The organism is Phenylobacterium sp. (assembly GCF_030693405.1).
Classification (GTDB): Bacteria; Pseudomonadota; Alphaproteobacteria; order Caulobacterales; family Caulobacteraceae; genus Phenylobacterium.
The window spans coordinates 39,497-53,143 of record NZ_JAUYAW010000009.1 but is presented as its reverse complement, the minus strand read 5'-3'; the positions used below and the strand labels follow the sequence as shown (position 1 = coordinate 53,143).

The 13,647-nt window shown below is 68.2% G+C and carries 13 protein-coding genes and 1 tRNA gene; 7 read left to right on the top strand and 7 right to left on the bottom strand.

Translation table 11 applies throughout. The features are described 5' to 3' along the window. Positions 1-13: 13 nt before the first annotated feature. The 3 genes from Q8N19_RS01235 to Q8N19_RS01225 form a co-directional block, all read right to left on the bottom strand. Positions 14-601, bottom strand: coding sequence for a GNAT family N-acetyltransferase (locus Q8N19_RS01235; RefSeq protein WP_305587828.1), 588 nt, complete (start codon positions 599-601; stop codon positions 14-16). A 238-nt stretch (positions 602-839) separates the two neighbouring features. Beyond that, a tRNA-Val gene (locus Q8N19_RS01230) sits at positions 840-914 on the bottom strand. 95 nt (positions 915-1,009) lie between these two features. Then, positions 1,010-1,366 carry a response regulator gene (locus Q8N19_RS01225; RefSeq protein ID WP_305587852.1) on the bottom strand — a complete coding sequence of 119 codons (357 nt, stop codon included), beginning with the start codon at positions 1,364-1,366 and terminating at the stop codon, positions 1,010-1,012. A 143-nt stretch (positions 1,367-1,509) separates the two neighbouring features. Here Q8N19_RS01225 and Q8N19_RS01220 point away from each other — a divergent pair, with 143 nt between their 5' ends. The 4 genes from Q8N19_RS01220 to Q8N19_RS01205 all read left to right on the top strand — a co-directional run bounded on the left by Q8N19_RS01220 (position 1,510) and on the right by Q8N19_RS01205 (position 6,854). Beyond that, positions 1,510-2,412, top strand: coding sequence for an N-formylglutamate amidohydrolase (locus tag Q8N19_RS01220; protein WP_305587851.1), 903 nt, complete (start codon positions 1,510-1,512; stop codon positions 2,410-2,412). A gap of 344 nt (positions 2,413-2,756) precedes the next feature. Beyond that, positions 2,757-4,589: a translational GTPase TypA gene (gene typA / locus Q8N19_RS01215; protein ID WP_305587827.1), complete on the top strand. Its 1,833-nt coding sequence runs from the start codon at positions 2,757-2,759 to the stop codon at positions 4,587-4,589. A gap of 33 nt (positions 4,590-4,622) precedes the next feature. Continuing rightward, positions 4,623-5,789 (top strand): aminotransferase, encoded by a 1,167-nt coding sequence (locus Q8N19_RS01210; protein ID WP_305587826.1) that lies wholly within the window; start codon positions 4,623-4,625, stop codon positions 5,787-5,789. Between the two features lie 51 nt (positions 5,790-5,840). Further along, positions 5,841-6,854 (top strand): phosphotransferase, encoded by a 1,014-nt coding sequence (locus tag Q8N19_RS01205; RefSeq protein WP_305587825.1) that lies wholly within the window; start codon positions 5,841-5,843, stop codon positions 6,852-6,854. On the opposite strand, the gene Q8N19_RS01200 is transcribed toward Q8N19_RS01205, so the two are convergent. The 4 genes from Q8N19_RS01200 to Q8N19_RS01185 all read right to left on the bottom strand — a co-directional run bounded on the left by Q8N19_RS01200 (position 6,838) and on the right by Q8N19_RS01185 (position 9,760). Next, positions 6,838-7,302: a GNAT family N-acetyltransferase gene (locus Q8N19_RS01200; protein WP_305587824.1), complete on the bottom strand. Its 465-nt coding sequence runs from the start codon at positions 7,300-7,302 to the stop codon at positions 6,838-6,840. The genes Q8N19_RS01205 and Q8N19_RS01200 overlap by 17 nt on opposite strands. Before the next feature lie 2 nt (positions 7,303-7,304). Continuing rightward, positions 7,305-8,066 (bottom strand): SDR family oxidoreductase, encoded by a 762-nt coding sequence (locus tag Q8N19_RS01195; RefSeq protein ID WP_305587823.1) that lies wholly within the window; start codon positions 8,064-8,066, stop codon positions 7,305-7,307. Between the two features lie 88 nt (positions 8,067-8,154). Further along, positions 8,155-8,907 carry an extensin family protein gene (locus Q8N19_RS01190; RefSeq protein ID WP_305587822.1) on the bottom strand — a complete coding sequence of 251 codons (753 nt, stop codon included), beginning with the start codon at positions 8,905-8,907 and terminating at the stop codon, positions 8,155-8,157. Positions 8,908-9,010: 103 nt separating this feature from the next. Continuing rightward, positions 9,011-9,760 carry an extensin family protein gene (locus Q8N19_RS01185; RefSeq protein WP_305587821.1) on the bottom strand — a complete coding sequence of 250 codons (750 nt, stop codon included), beginning with the start codon at positions 9,758-9,760 and terminating at the stop codon, positions 9,011-9,013. Positions 9,761-9,867: 107 nt separating this feature from the next. On the opposite strand from Q8N19_RS01185, the gene Q8N19_RS01180 reads away from it, so the two are divergent. From Q8N19_RS01180 to Q8N19_RS01170, 3 genes are all read left to right on the top strand, one after another. Continuing rightward, entirely contained in the window at positions 9,868-11,334 is a 1,467-nt protein-coding gene (locus tag Q8N19_RS01180) for a M20 family peptidase (protein WP_305587820.1), read from the top strand. Between the two features lie 63 nt (positions 11,335-11,397). Then, the gene (locus Q8N19_RS01175; RefSeq protein ID WP_305587819.1) at positions 11,398-12,003 is read left to right on the top strand and encodes an ATP-dependent Clp protease proteolytic subunit; all 606 of its coding nucleotides are present in this window, start codon (positions 11,398-11,400) and stop codon (positions 12,001-12,003) included. A 1-nt stretch (position 12,004) separates the two neighbouring features. Beyond that, complete coding sequence (locus tag Q8N19_RS01170; RefSeq protein ID WP_305587818.1) at positions 12,005-13,615, top strand: alpha-amylase family glycosyl hydrolase; 1,611 nt, start codon at positions 12,005-12,007, stop codon at positions 13,613-13,615. The last annotated feature ends 32 nt before the right edge of the window (positions 13,616-13,647 follow it).

Sequence of the window (13,647 nt, the reverse complement as noted above, 5' to 3'; positions counted from 1 at the left end):
CAAGACGCGCGCGTCACCGCCGACCGGCGACCCACTCCTCGGCCAGCACGGCGTAGAGATAGGTGTCCCGCCAGGCCCCGCGAAGCCGCCGATCCTGCCGAAAGCAGCCCTCCCGGCGCATGCCCAGCTTTTCCATCACCCGGTAGGAACCGGTGTTTCGGACGTCGCAGGTGGCGGCGATGCGGTGCAGGCCGAGCCGGAAGCCCAAGTCGATCATGGCCGCGGCCGCTTCGCTGACGATCCCCTGCCCCCAGAGATCGCGGCGCAGGACGTAGCCCATCTCGACGGCGGTGTTCGGAATGTCCCGCAAATGCAGGGCGATGGAGCCGACGACACGGGCCTCGGCCTTCAGTTCGATGGCCAGGGACAGGTCGAGACGGGGCCAGGTCGCCTGTTGCTCCAGAACCCGGGCCATGAAGGCGGCGGTGTCCTCGGGACTGTTGGGTCCCCAGGGCATGTACCGGGTCACCTCGGGATCGGACCCATAGGCGTGCACAGCCTCCGTGTCCTCCAGCCGGAAGTCCCGCAGGATCAGGCGTTCGGTCTCCAGGCTGTCAGGGCGTTCGGGCTGAGGCGCCAGATCGGCGGCGGGGGTGGTCACGTCTCTTCTCCAGGGGCTTGGGCCGCAGGGATCCGAGGACGAACGACCCCGGCCTTGCGGCGGGGGTCGGGGATCGATCTTGCGCTAGGCGCGCAGGCGAACGTCCGTACGACCCCGGGAGGGACGATAGGAACAATTGCCGCGGTGCGAAGCGAGGATCATGGCGCGCAGGCTAGCAGGGCCGCAGCCATCAGGCCAGCGCGCCAAGGGCGGCCGGCGGATGTAGGTAAGAAAGGGATGGTGGACGCGACAGGGATTGAACCTGTGACCCCCTCGATGTCAACGAGGTGCTCTCCCGCTGAGCTACGCGTCCATAAGGGCGGCCCCTTTTGGGGACGGGAAGGGCGGCGGTATAACGGGCGGCCCGCCCCTGTGCAAGGGCTGAAAGGCGCCCGCAGGGCCGACGCCTCAGGCGGCCATCATCCGCTCCACCTCGGCGACGATCTCGCGCAGGTGGATGGGCTTGGACAGGACCTTGGCCCCAGCCGGGGCGGCATCCCCGGCGGCCAGCGCCACGGCGGCGAAGCCGGTGATGAACATGATCCGCAGGGACGGATTGCGGGCGGCGGCCAGGCGGGCCACCTCGATCCCGTCCATGCCAGGCATGACGATGTCGGTCAGCAGCAGGTCCCAGTCCTGATCCAGAACCGAGGCCGCCTCCTCGCCATCGGCGCAGGCGCGCACCTCGAAGCCGGCGCGCTCCAGGGCGCGGGCCAGGAAGCCGCGCAGGGAGTCGTCGTCCTCGGCGAGAAGAATGCGGGGCATGGGCGATTCCAGGGCGTCGTCTTTCATGGAGCGACCATAGGGACGGCTTTGTAAATCCCCGATGAACCGCCCCACCTTTGACCAGGTCCGTTTGACCCCCGATCCGTTTGACCCCGCGCCCGGCGCATCGTCATATGCGCGCCATGTCCGCGGTCGAGCCCCTTGATGTCGCAGAGCCGGCCGCCCTGGCGCCGGCGGGCTTCGAGGTGCGCCGCACCGCGGAGCCCGGCGCCCCGCCCCGGACCCCCGTGATCTTCGCCTCGCCCCATTCGGGCCGGCTCTATCCGGACGACATGATGTCGGCGGCCAGGCTCGACGCCCAGGCCATCCGCCGCTCCGAAGACGCCTTTGTCGACCAGCTGGTGGACAGCGCGCCGCAGGCCGGAGCGGCCCTGATCACCGCCAACTATGCGCGCGCCTATATAGATGTGAACCGCGACGCCTTCGAACTCGACCCGGCCATGTTCGCCGACGCCCTGCCGGACTTCGCCCGCAGCCGCACCGCCCGGGTGGCCGCAGGCCTGGGCGCCATCGCCAAGGTGGTCTCCGAAGGCCAGGAGATCTATGCGCGCAAGCTGACCTTCGCCGAGGCCCAGAGCCGCATCGAAGGCGCCCACCGGCCCTATCATGAGGCCCTGAGCGGCCTGATCGCCGAGGCCCAGGCCGCCCATGGGGTCGCCATACTGGTGGACTGGCATTCCATGCCCTCCGCCGCCGCCAGGGCGGCCGGCGCCGGCGGCTGCGATATGGTCCTGGGCGACCGTTTCGGCTCGGCCTGCGCCAACGCCCTGACCCGACTGGCCGAGGTGGAGCTGGAGGCCCGCGGCTACCGGGTGGTGCGCAACACGCCCTATGCCGGCGGCTACACCACCGAGCACTATGGTCGCCCGGCCCGCAAGGTCCACGCCCTGCAGATCGAGCTGAACCGCGGCCTCTATCTAGACGAAAACACCCTGTCGCCGACCGCCGGCTTCGCCCGCCTGAAGGCCGACATCGCCGCCCTGACCGTGGCGCTGACGGCGCACGACTGGTCGGCGCTGCGCTGAGGCCGGCCCGTTCCGCGGCTAAAAAAAAGGCCGCGCTCGAAAGCGCGGCCAGTTCATTAGGGAGGAAACGCCCAGGAAGGGCAGAGACGTCCGGAGACGCCTCACGGTGAAAATCTACGGTGCGGCGCACAAAAGAACAAGGGATAAATTGTCGCAATTGCGAAGGTGAACCCCGATACGTCGGTTTCCCCTGTCTTTTCAACAGCCTGAGGGGTGACCATCACGCAAGATTTCGTATTGCAACGCACAAGTCGCGACCGCCCATCTGAGGGGTTGTCACCAGTTCGCGCTAGCCCTGGGGCGTCTTGTCCCCTAAAAGCCGCCGCTTCCGGAAAAGGTTTCCCATGTCGCTGCGCAACATCGCCATCATCGCCCACGTTGACCACGGTAAGACGACCCTCGTCGACCAGCTTCTCGCCCAGTCGGGCGTGTTCCGAGCCAATGAGGCGACCGTCGAGCGCGCCATGGACTCCAATGACCAGGAGCGCGAGCGCGGGATCACCATCCTGGCCAAGTGCACCAGCGTGCTCTGGAACGGCAAGGCCGGCGAGACGCGGATCAACATCATCGACACCCCTGGCCACGCCGACTTCGGCGGCGAGGTGGAGCGGATCCTCGGCATGGTGGACGGCTGCGTCCTGCTGGTGGACGCCGAAGAGGGCGTCATGCCCCAGACCAAGTTCGTCCTGGGCAAGGCCTTGAAGATGGGCCTGAAGCCCATCCTCTGCCTGAACAAGGTCGACCGGCCGCACGCCGATCCCGACCGCATCCTGAACGACGCCTTCGACCTGTTCGCCGCCATGGGCGCCACCGACGAGCAGCTGGACTTCCCGCACATCTACGCCAGCGGCAAGAACGGCTGGGCGACCCTGGACATGGCCCAGCCCAATGACACGCTGGCCCCCCTGTTCGACATGATCGTCGAGCACGTGCCCGAGCCCAAGGCCGTGGCCCGGGCCGATGCGCCGTTCCAAATCCTGTCGGTGCTGATCGAAAGCGATCCCTTCCTAGGCCGCCTGCTGACCGGGCGCATCGAGTCGGGCAAGGCGACGCCGGGCCTGGCCATCAAGGCCCTGTCGCGGGACGGCAAGGAAATCGAGCGCGGCCGCATCACCAAGGTGCTCGCCTTCCGCGGTCTGAAGCGCCAGCCCATCGACGACGCCGAAGCCGGCGACATCGTCGCCATTGCGGGCCTGTCCAAGGCCACCGTGGCCGACACGCTGTGCGCGCTGGACGTGACCGAGGCCCTGCCGGCCCAGCCCATCGATCCGCCGACCATCTCCATGACCGTCTCGGTCAATGACAGCCCCCTGGCCGGCCGCGAAGGCGACAAGGTCCAGAGCCGCGTCATCGCCGCTCGCCTGCTGAAGGAGGCGGAGTCCAACGTCGCCATCCGGGTGACCGAAACCGCCGAAAAGGACGCCTATGAGGTCGCCGGCCGCGGCGAACTGCAGCTCGGCGTGCTGATCGAAGGCATGCGCCGCGAAGGCTTCGAACTGTCCATCAGCCGTCCCCGCGTGGTCTTTCAGAACGATCCGGAAACCGGCGAGCGTCTGGAGCCCATCGAAGAGGTGATGATCGACGTGGATGACGAGTTCTCCGGGATCGTCATCGAAAAGCTCTCGGCCCGTAAGGCCGAGCTGAAGGACATGGGCCCCTCGGGCGCCGGCAAGACGCGGATCAGCCTGATGGCGCCGTCCCGCTCGCTGATCGGCTATCAGGGCGAGTTCCTCACCGACACCCGCGGCTCGGGCGTGCTGAATCGCGTGTTCAGCCACTATGAGCCCTACAAGGGCGCCATCGACGCGGGCCGTAAGGGCGTGCTGGTGGCCAATTCCGACGGCGAGACCGCCGCCTTCGCCCTGTGGAACCTGGAAGACCGCGGCACCATGTTCGTCGGCGCTGGCGAGAAGACCTATCAGGGCATGATCATCGGCGAGAACGCCCGGGCAGACGACCTGGACGTCAACCCGATGAAGGCCAAGCAGCTGACCAACGTCCGGGCCTCGGGCAAGGATGAGAGCATCCGCCTCACCCCGCCGCGCCGCCTGACCCTCGAACAGGCCATCGCCTATATCGAGGAAGACGAACTGGTCGAGGTGACGCCCAAGAACATCCGCCTGCGCAAGAAGGTCCTGAACCCGAGCTTCCGCAAGAAGCGCGTCAAGGAAGACTAGCGCTCCAGCCCGTCAGGGCTCCAGGATCGTTCCATGCCCGACGCTGTGTTCGCCGCCCTGCCGACCACCATCTTCGAAGAGATGAGCGGCCTGGCGCGGGCGCATGGGGCGATCAATCTCGGCCAGGGCTTTCCCGACGATCCGGGGCCAGAAGTCCTGCGGCGCCGGGCGGCTGAGGCGGTGCTGGACGGCTACAACCAGTATCCGCCCATGGCCGGCCTGCCGGAGCTGCGGGCCGCGGTCGCCGGCCACTATCGCCGGACCCAGGGGCTTGAGTTCGATCCGGCCAGCGAGGTCGTGATCACCTCGGGCGCCACCGAGGCCCTGGCCGCAGCCTTCCTGGCCCTGATCGAACCCGGCGATGAGGTCATCGTCTTCCAGCCCCTCTATGACGCCTATCTGCCGTTGATCCGACGGGCCGGCGGCGTGGCTAAGCTCATCTCGCTGTCCCCGCCCCACTGGCGCTTGACCGCCGCCATGCTGGAGGCGGCGGTCACGCCAAAGACCCGCTTCGTGGTGCTGAACAACCCGGTCAATCCCACGGGCGTGGTGGTCCCCGACGAGGACCTGGCCCAGCTGGCGCGGCTCTGCGTGGCCCACGACCTGATCGCCATCTGCGACGAGGTCTGGGAGCAGGTGGTGTTCGCGCCCGCCGTCCATCGCCCGCTGATGGCCTATCCCGGCATGGCCGGGCGCTGCGTCAAGATCGGCTCGGCGGGCAAGATGTTCGGGCTGACCGGCTGGAAGGTAGGCTTTGTCTGCGCCGCCGCACCTCTGGCCCGTCACCTGGCCAAGGCCCACCAGTTCCTGACCTTCACCACCCCGCCCAATCTGCAGGTCGCCGTGGCCTTCGGTCTGGAAACCCTGGATGACTGGTGGACAGAGATGCCCGCCACCCTGGCCGCCAGCCAGCAACGCCTGGCCGAGGCCCTGACCCGAGAGGGATTTGCGGTCCTGGCCTCTCAGGGGACCTACTTCCTCAATGTGGATCTGGCGGCCTCGGGCGTTGAAATGGGCGACCGCGACTTCGCGCGTCTGGCGGTCGAGCAGGCCGGCGTCGCCACCATCCCCGTCTCTGCCCTCTACGAGACTGATCCCGTGACCACAATCCTGCGACTATGCTTCGCCAAGGCCGACGCCACCCTGCAAGAGGGCTCACATCGGCTGGCCCGCGCCCGCGACCTGGCGCACCGCCGATAATTATACCCGGGTATTATTGACGCGAATTTTTACCCGGGTCATAAAGCGGGCATGTCCCTCACCGCTGTTCCCAACCTCGACTCCGCAGCCGTTTCCTCGGCCCTCCGCGCCGCCTTCGGCAAGGCTGAGACATCCCCGCTGTCGCCGGTGACGGGCGGTCTCTCTGGCGCCCGCCTCTTTCGCCTAGAGGCCGAAGGCTTCCCTTGGCTTCTGCGCATAGATGGCGCGCGCGACGTGTTCCGCGATCCGGTCCGCTGGCATCAGTGCATGCACATCGCCGCGGAGGCCGGGCTGGCCCCGGCTGTGCGGCATGCCGACCCTGACAGCGGCGTCACTATCACAGCCTTTGTGGAGGGCCGCCCCCTCGCCGAGGGCTACGAGGTCCCGAGGGCGACGATGATCTGCGCCGCTGGCGATCTGGTGCGCCGGCTCCATGCGACTCCGCCCTTCCCGCCGCTGGTCGACTACATGGATGGCATGGCCGCCGTCATCGGCGAGCTCCGCACCACAGGTCTCATCGCAGAGGGGGCGCTTGAAACGGAGCTCGCTGGCTATGACGCCCTCGACCGGGCCTATCGTGGCCTGCGCCCGGAACAGGTCTCGAGCCACAACGACCTCAACCCCCGCAACATCCTGCATGATGGGGTGAAGCTCTGGCTGATCGACTGGGAGTCCGCTTTTTTGGCAGATCGCTATGTGGATCTGGCGAGTTTGGCCAATGTCATGGTTCGTGACGTCACCGAGCTTGACCTCCTGACGGCCGCGTATTTCGGGCGCGCGGCCACCGAGGCCGAAGTTGCGCGTCTCTTCCTCGCGCGGCAGGTGAACCACGTCTTCTATGGCGTGATGTTTCTCTCTGGGGCGGCGGCTGAGCGGCCCGGAGCACGGATCGCCCCAGAAGCCGTCGAAGCGGACCTGGCCGATATCCACCAGGCTCTGTCAGAGGGGCGCTTTGAACTCGACGCCTGGGAAGGTCGGCTCGCCTACGGCCTCGCCAGATTGAGGGCGGCGGGAAGCAACCTCGCCAGCCCGCTCTTTGCCGAAGCCGTCAGGCTGGCGCGGTAGGTTGAGCGACACGCTCCATATAGACGTCGAGGTCGTCGCGGCCGGTGACCACGAAGCCCCGCCGGTCATAGAGGCGCTGGGCGTCGCTCTGGCGCAGGACCGTCAGGATCACCCGCGCGCCGACCGCGTCCGCCTCGGCCAGCAGGCCGTCCAGTATGGCGCTGCCCAGGCCCCGCCCCTGCCAGCGGGGGTCGAGATAGAAGTGTTCCAGCTTCAGCACGCCGGGCTCCACCTCGTAGAAGGCGACGCAGCCCGCCGTCTCCCCCTCCACCTCGATGAGTCGGGTGGTCTCCGGTCGGTAGGTGTCGGCGAACCAGGCCCGCGCCCGATCCGGATTGAAGCGGCCGATGCGGTTGAAGCTCTCGGCCATGACCGTCAGGCGCAACTCGGTCAAGGCCGAAAGGTCACCGGCCTTCGCCGGGGCGAATGCGAAGGCCGGGACGCTCATGATCAGCAGGTGGCGCCGCCGTCGACCACGATGGCTTGGCCGGTCATCCAGCCGCCGGCCTTGGAGGCCAGGAAGACCGCTGCGCCGGCTATGTCGTCGGGCTCGCCCAGGCGGCGCAGGGGGTTGTTGGCGCTGGAGCGCTTCTCGGCTTCTGGGGTGTCCCACAGGGCCTTGGCGAAGTCGGTCTTCACCAGGCCCGGCGCGATGCAGTTGACGCGGATATTGTCCGGGCCCAGCTCGACGGCCAGGTTGCGGGCCAGCTGGAAGTCGGCGGCCTTGGAGATGTTGTAGGCGCCGATGCCGGTGGAGCCGCGCAAGCCGCCGATGGACGAGATGATGATCACCGCCCCGTCCTTGCGCTCGCGCATCTGCGGCGCGGCCATCTGGATCAGCCAGTTGTTGGCGATGATGTTGTTGTCGAGAATCTTACGGAAGGCGTCGTCGCCGATCCCCGCCATGGGGCCGAAATAGGGATTGGTGGCGGCGTTGCAGACGACGATATCGATCTTGCCAAAGGCCTTGTTGGTCTCGTCCACCAGACGCTGCAGATCCTCCTTCGACGAGATCGAGGCCGGCACGGCGATGGCGGCGCCCGGGTGCTTCTCATTGATGGCCGCGGCCACCTCGTCGCAGGGCCCGGCCTTGCGCGAGGAGATCACCACCTTGGCGCCATGATCGGCCATGCGCTCGGCGATCGCCTTGCCGATGCCGCGGGAGGATCCGGTGATCACGGCCACCTTGCCGGTGAGATCGAACAGTTCCATGGCGCGTCTTTCCCAGAATGAAATGCTTGTTTGAATGGCCGCCATTTGCGGCGCCCCTCAAGGCGGGGTCAAGCCGCGGCCTGGGGCTTCAGGCGCAGAGGGGGCGGCCGCCCATGTCCAGGTGGAAGTGGTCCAGATGGGCCTCGTTGTAGTCGGGCGACAGGGTGGTCAGGAACACCTTGCAGGCCCCGTCCCGGACCTGCCTCAGGAAGACGCCCTTGGGCCCGGGATCGTCCCAATGGTCCTTGAGCCGCACCACCTGTCCGTCGGCCAGCCGGAAGCCCGAGACGTCCAGGGCGTTGGCGCTGGCGTGCTCGCTGGGGGGACCGGCCTGCTGGTTGTAGATTCGCCGGCAGGAGAAGGAGCCGAAATGCTCCACCGCCACCACCGCCTGGCCCAGGGTTTCGAAGGCGGCGGTCTGCACCACCTGCCGCTCCCAGATGGCCACGGCCAGCGCCTGCTTGCAGGTCATCACCGCATCGGCCGGCGCCAAGGGGGCCATGCCACCGGTGAACTGGATGGCGTCCTTCACCGAACAGAAGCCGTCCTCGGTCTCCGGCGCGATCTGATAGGTCAGCCCGCCCTTGGCCAGCACGGCGCGGCAGGCCGCCACATCCTGGCCGGTGCGGGCGGCCTTGGCCTTGGTGGCTGCCCCGACGGGATCGATGACGCTGAGGGGCTTCCAGGGCAGATGTTCGTCAGGAATGGCCCGCTCGGCCACCAGGACCAGGGCGGCGACCAGCACCCAGAGGACGGCCAGTCCCACCACGCGGGCCACCAGGGTCTGGCGCCGCGCATGGTTTTCCACCTGCGGGTGACGGGGAACGCGATAGCCGGCCATGAACTTTCGGTAGGACGCCTGGGACTGTTCCGGACCTTAACCGCAGCGCCAGGCCGACGCGACCACAAGGTTCGCCCCTTGGACCGCCCCCCGCACCGCCATCTCAACGACAGATGCCAAACCGCCCAAAATCTAGATGCAGGTGATCGGCATGGGCGGCGTTGTAGTCCGGGCTGAGCACAGCGCGGAAATAGTCGCAGGCGCCGGTGCGCAGGGCCCGCATCAGGGTTCCGCGATCGTTCTCATCGTTGAAGTCGCCGATGACGCTGAGCCGCCGGCCATCCTCCAGCACGATAGCCGCCACATCCAGGGCGTTGGCGCTGGCGTGCTCGCTGCGGCGGCCCTCGCTGCGGCCATAGACGTTGCGACAGGAGAAGACCCCATAGTGCTCGACCCGGGCGACCTCGGTCTCCATCACCGCCTTCGCCGCCGGATTCAGCACATGGCGGTCCCAGAAGGCGTAGGAGAGCGCCACCGGACAGGTCATGACCGGGGCCGCAGGCGCCAGCGGCGTCACCCCGCCCCGCAGGCGAAGGGTGTTGGTCAGAGGACAGTCGCCGGTCAGCCGGTCCGGCTCGTCGGTAAAGTCCACCCCGCCGGCGTCCAGAACTTCCCGGCAGAGCAGGGGGTCGCTGGCGGCGCGGTGGAACTTCACCGCTGTGGCCAGGCCCGGGGGATCGTCCAGCCGCAGGGGCTTCCAGGGCAGGTCCTGGGGCGGGGCGAAGGCGTCGATGACAACGGCCAGGACGATCCCCACCAGGGCGGCGTCCAGCAGAAAGGCCCAGAGGCCGCCGAAGGCGAGGGCTTCGGCCGAGGCCGGCTTGAGTTGGGGGAGCCAGGGAGGACGCGTCACGAATTGAGCAACGGCCAGGAATGGCCCAGGTTCAAGGGGCGGTGCAATTCGGCGCCCGCGCCGCCTCAATGTGGCTATGGTCGGACCGGAGCAGACGGGGGAATTCCATGGGACTTCTGAGCAAGGCGGCGCTGGGGGCCGGGGTCGCCCTTGGGGCGCTCATCGCCGTCGTGGCGGTGCGCACCGCCCTCTATGAACCCCCGGTTCCCGCGGTGGCGGCGGATCTGGAGCTGGCCGCGGCCCCGGCCTTCGACCTACAGGCCGCCGCCAGACGCCTCGCCCAGGCCATCACCTTCCAGACGGTCAGCCACCAGGACGCCGCCGACAATCAACTGGCCGAGTGGGACGACCTGCACGCCTGGCTGCAGGCGACCTATCCCCGCGCCCACGCCGCCATGAGCCGCGACGTCGTGGCCAGCCACACCCTGGTCTATACCTGGGCGGGCTCCGACCCAGCCCTGGACCCCATCGTCCTGATGGCCCACCAGGACGTGGTGCCCGCCGACGCCGCTGAGGGTTGGACCCATCCGCCGTTCGAAGGGGTCATCGCCGACGGGGCGGTCTGGGGCCGCGGGGCCGTCGACGACAAGGGCTCGCTGATCGGCCTGTTCGAGGCGGTGGAGACCCTGACAGCGGCCGGCTTCCAGCCCCGCCGGACGGTGATCCTGGTCAGCGGCCATGACGAAGAGGTCGGCGGCGGCGGCGCAGCCGCGGCCAATGACCTGCTGAAATCACGGGGTCTTTCGGCCCAGTTCGTCCTTGATGAGGGCCTGCTGGTGGTCGCCGACAATCCCCTCACCGGCGGCCCGGCCGCCCTGATCGGGGTGGCGGAAAAGGGCTATGCGACCCTCGTAGTCACGGCATCGTCCGAGGGCGGACATTCCTCCGCCCCGCCGCCGCAGACCGGCGTCTCCACCCTGGCCCGCGCCGTCACCCAGATCACCGAGCGCCCCTTCCCCCTGCGCCTTCAGGGACCCGGCGCCGACATGCTGCATGTGCTGGGGGCGGGGTCGGGCCTGCCCATGCGCGCGGCGCTCGCCAACACGTGGGCCACCGAGCCGCTGATCGTGCGCCAGATGGCCGCCACCCCGGCCGGCGCGGCCCTGCTCCACACCACGATTGCGCCGACCATGCTGCAGGGCAGTCCAAAGGAGAATGTCCTGCCGCGGGACGCCCGGGCCTGGATCAACTACCGCATCGCCCCGGGCGACACCTCGCAGGATGTCCTGGAACGGGCCAAGGCCGCTGTCGGCGACCTGCCGGTGACCTTCGCCTGGGCGCGCCCGCCGCAGGAGCCCTCGGCGGTCTCCTCCACCGACTCTGAGGGATGGAAGGTGATTTCCGCCCTGGCCGCCGACGTCACCGGCGCGCCCGTGGCGCCGGGCCTGGTCACCGCCGGCACCGACAGCCGATTCCTCGCCGAGGTGGCGCAGGACACCTATCGCTTCCAGCCGATCACGCTGAGCATGGCCGAGACGGCGATGATCCACGGGGTTGATGAACGCATGACGCTCACCAATCTGGAACGAATGGTGCAGTTCTATGCGCGGCTGATCGCGACAGCGGCGCGCTGACCCCTTGCGGCGGGGCGCTGCAAGTCGCACGTTCCGCCCCACTGATGAATCTAGGAGAGCGTAATGGGTTTCCGTCTCGAAGATGAAGACGACGACGATAAGGGCCGCCTTCCCGACATGCCGATGAGCGCCGGGCCGGTGCAGAACGCCCTGTTCAAGTCGCGCACCGTCCTCATCTTCGGCGAGATCGACATGCGGCTGGCCGAGCGCGTCTCGGCCCAGCTGCTGGCCCTGGCCTCGGACGGCAAGGGCGACATCAAGGTCTTCGTCAATTCCCCCGGCGGCCACGTGGAAAGCGGCGACACCGTCCACGACATGATCCGCTACTGCGGACCGCAGGTGAAGGTGATCGGCACCGGCTGGGTGGCGAGCGCCGGCGCGCACATCTTCCTGGGCGCCACCAAGGAAAACCGCTTCTGCCTACCCAACACCCGCTTCCTGCTGCACCAGCCCATGGGCGGCGTGCGGGGCCAGGCCTCGGACATTCAGATCGAGGCCGAGGAGATCGTGAAGATGCGCGAGCGGGTCAACCGCATCATCGCCCGCGAGACCGGCCAGCCCTATGACAAGGTGGTCACCGACACCGAGCGGAACTTCTGGATGAACGCCGAGAAGGCCGTCGAGTACGGGCTGGTCTCGAAGGTCATCGAGAACGCGACGGCGGTCTGAGATGGGCCCCTGGTGGAAGGGGGCGGTGGTCTACCACATCTACGTCCGCAGCTTCTTCGACAGCGACGGCGACGGCCATGGCGACCTTGCGGGCGTCATGGCCAAGCTGGACTATCTGAAGAGCCTCGGGGTCGATGCGATCTGGCTCTCTCCCATCCACCCCTCGCCCAATCGCGACTGGGGTTACGACGTCTCAGACTATGACGACGTTCACCCCGACTATGGCTCGGTCGCCGACTTCCAGGCCCTGACGGAGGCCGCCCACGCCCGCGGCCTGAAGGTGCTGCTGGACGAGGTGCTGTCGCACACCTCCGACGAGCACCCCTGGTTCGCCGCCAGCCGCGACGAGGGGGCTGGCGGCGACAAGGCCGACTGGTATGTCTGGGCTGATCCGGCCGAAGACGGGACAGCGCCCAACAACTGGCTGAGTGTTTTTGGCGGCCCAGCCTGGGCCTACCAGCCGGCGCGGCGCCAGCACTATCACCACAAGTTCCTACGCCAGCAGCCCAAGCTGAACTGGCGCCAGCCCCAGGCCAAGGACGCCGCCCTGAAGGTGCTCGACACCTGGCTCGCGCGTGGGGCTGACGGCTTCCGGCTGGATGTGGCCAACGCCTTTCTCCACGACGACGCCCTGACCGACAATCCGGCCGTCCCGCCGGCCGAGCGCACCAAGGCCGACTGGGGCCACGCCAGCGACATGCAGCGGCACCTGTTCGACTCCAACCTGCCCGAGAACATCCCCCTGCTGGACGAGGTCCGCCGCCGGGTGGAAGCCCACGGTCCCGACCGTTTCGTCTTCGGCGAGTTTTCGGAGGAAGAGGAGCGCTGCGGCGCCTATTGCGCCCCCGATGAGGGGCTGCATTCGGCCTATACCTTCGTCCTGCTGAAGGCGCGGCGGATGGCCGCCCAGGTGTTCAAGGACCACTACCAGACCCTGGGCGCCCATCCGGGCCACTGGCCGACCATCTCGTTCTGCAACCACGACGTCGCCCGCACCGCGACCCGGTTTGGCGGGCCAGACGCCGGAGCGCCGGTGGCCAAGCTGATGCTGGCCCTGCTGATGGCCCTGCGCGGCACCATACTGCTCTATCAGGGCGAGGAGTTGGGGCTGCCTGAGGCCGAACTCTCTCGCGGCGAGCTGCGCGATCCGGTGGGGGATCTCTACTGGCCCATCGCCAAGGGCCGCGACGGCGCGCGCACCCCCATGCCCTGGCAGTCTGAAGCCGCCCATCTGGGCTTCTCCAACGGGTCGGCCTGGTTGCCGGCCGCCGAGACCCACCGCCCGCTGGCGGTGGACCGGCAGGAGCTGGATCCCAAGTCCACCCTGGCCTTCGCCCGCCAGATGATCACCCTGCGCAAGGCCTCCCGGGCCCTGACCCACGGGGAGATCGAATTCCTGGAGACGCCCGAGCCCATCCTGGCCTTCCTGCGCCGCCATGAGGGACAGACCGTGGCCTGCGTCTTCAACATGAGCGGCCGCACCGCCCGGGCCGAACACCCGAGCCTGACGGGTGGCGAGATGCTGCCGGTCGCTTCAGGGATCTGCGAGGCGCTCCCGGGCGGGCTGGCCCTGGGTCCCTATGCCTGCCGGTTCCTCAAACATCCCTCATGACAGGTGCGGGGCGCTCAAAGCCCCGCTAGAAG

Coding starts and splice junctions, on each gene's coding strand:
- Q8N19_RS01225 (WP_305587852.1), bottom strand. CDS start 1,366: ATGCCCCGCATTCTTCTCGCCGAGGACGACGACTCCCTGCGCGGCTTC.
- Q8N19_RS01220 (WP_305587851.1), top strand. CDS start 1,510: ATGTCCGCGGTCGAGCCCCTTGATGTCGCAGAGCCGGCCGCCCTGGCG.
- typA (WP_305587827.1), top strand. CDS start 2,757: ATGTCGCTGCGCAACATCGCCATCATCGCCCACGTTGACCACGGTAAG.
- Q8N19_RS01210 (WP_305587826.1), top strand. CDS start 4,623: ATGCCCGACGCTGTGTTCGCCGCCCTGCCGACCACCATCTTCGAAGAG.
- Q8N19_RS01205 (WP_305587825.1), top strand. CDS start 5,841: ATGTCCCTCACCGCTGTTCCCAACCTCGACTCCGCAGCCGTTTCCTCG.
- Q8N19_RS01200 (WP_305587824.1), bottom strand. CDS start 7,302: ATGAGCGTCCCGGCCTTCGCATTCGCCCCGGCGAAGGCCGGTGACCTT.
- Q8N19_RS01195 (WP_305587823.1), bottom strand. CDS start 8,066: ATGGAACTGTTCGATCTCACCGGCAAGGTGGCCGTGATCACCGGATCC.
- Q8N19_RS01190 (WP_305587822.1), bottom strand. CDS start 8,907: ATGGCCGGCTATCGCGTTCCCCGTCACCCGCAGGTGGAAAACCATGCG.
- Q8N19_RS01180 (WP_305587820.1), top strand. CDS start 9,868: ATGGGACTTCTGAGCAAGGCGGCGCTGGGGGCCGGGGTCGCCCTTGGG.
- Q8N19_RS01175 (WP_305587819.1), top strand. CDS start 11,398: ATGGGTTTCCGTCTCGAAGATGAAGACGACGACGATAAGGGCCGCCTT.
- Q8N19_RS01170 (WP_305587818.1), top strand. CDS start 12,005: ATGGGCCCCTGGTGGAAGGGGGCGGTGGTCTACCACATCTACGTCCGC.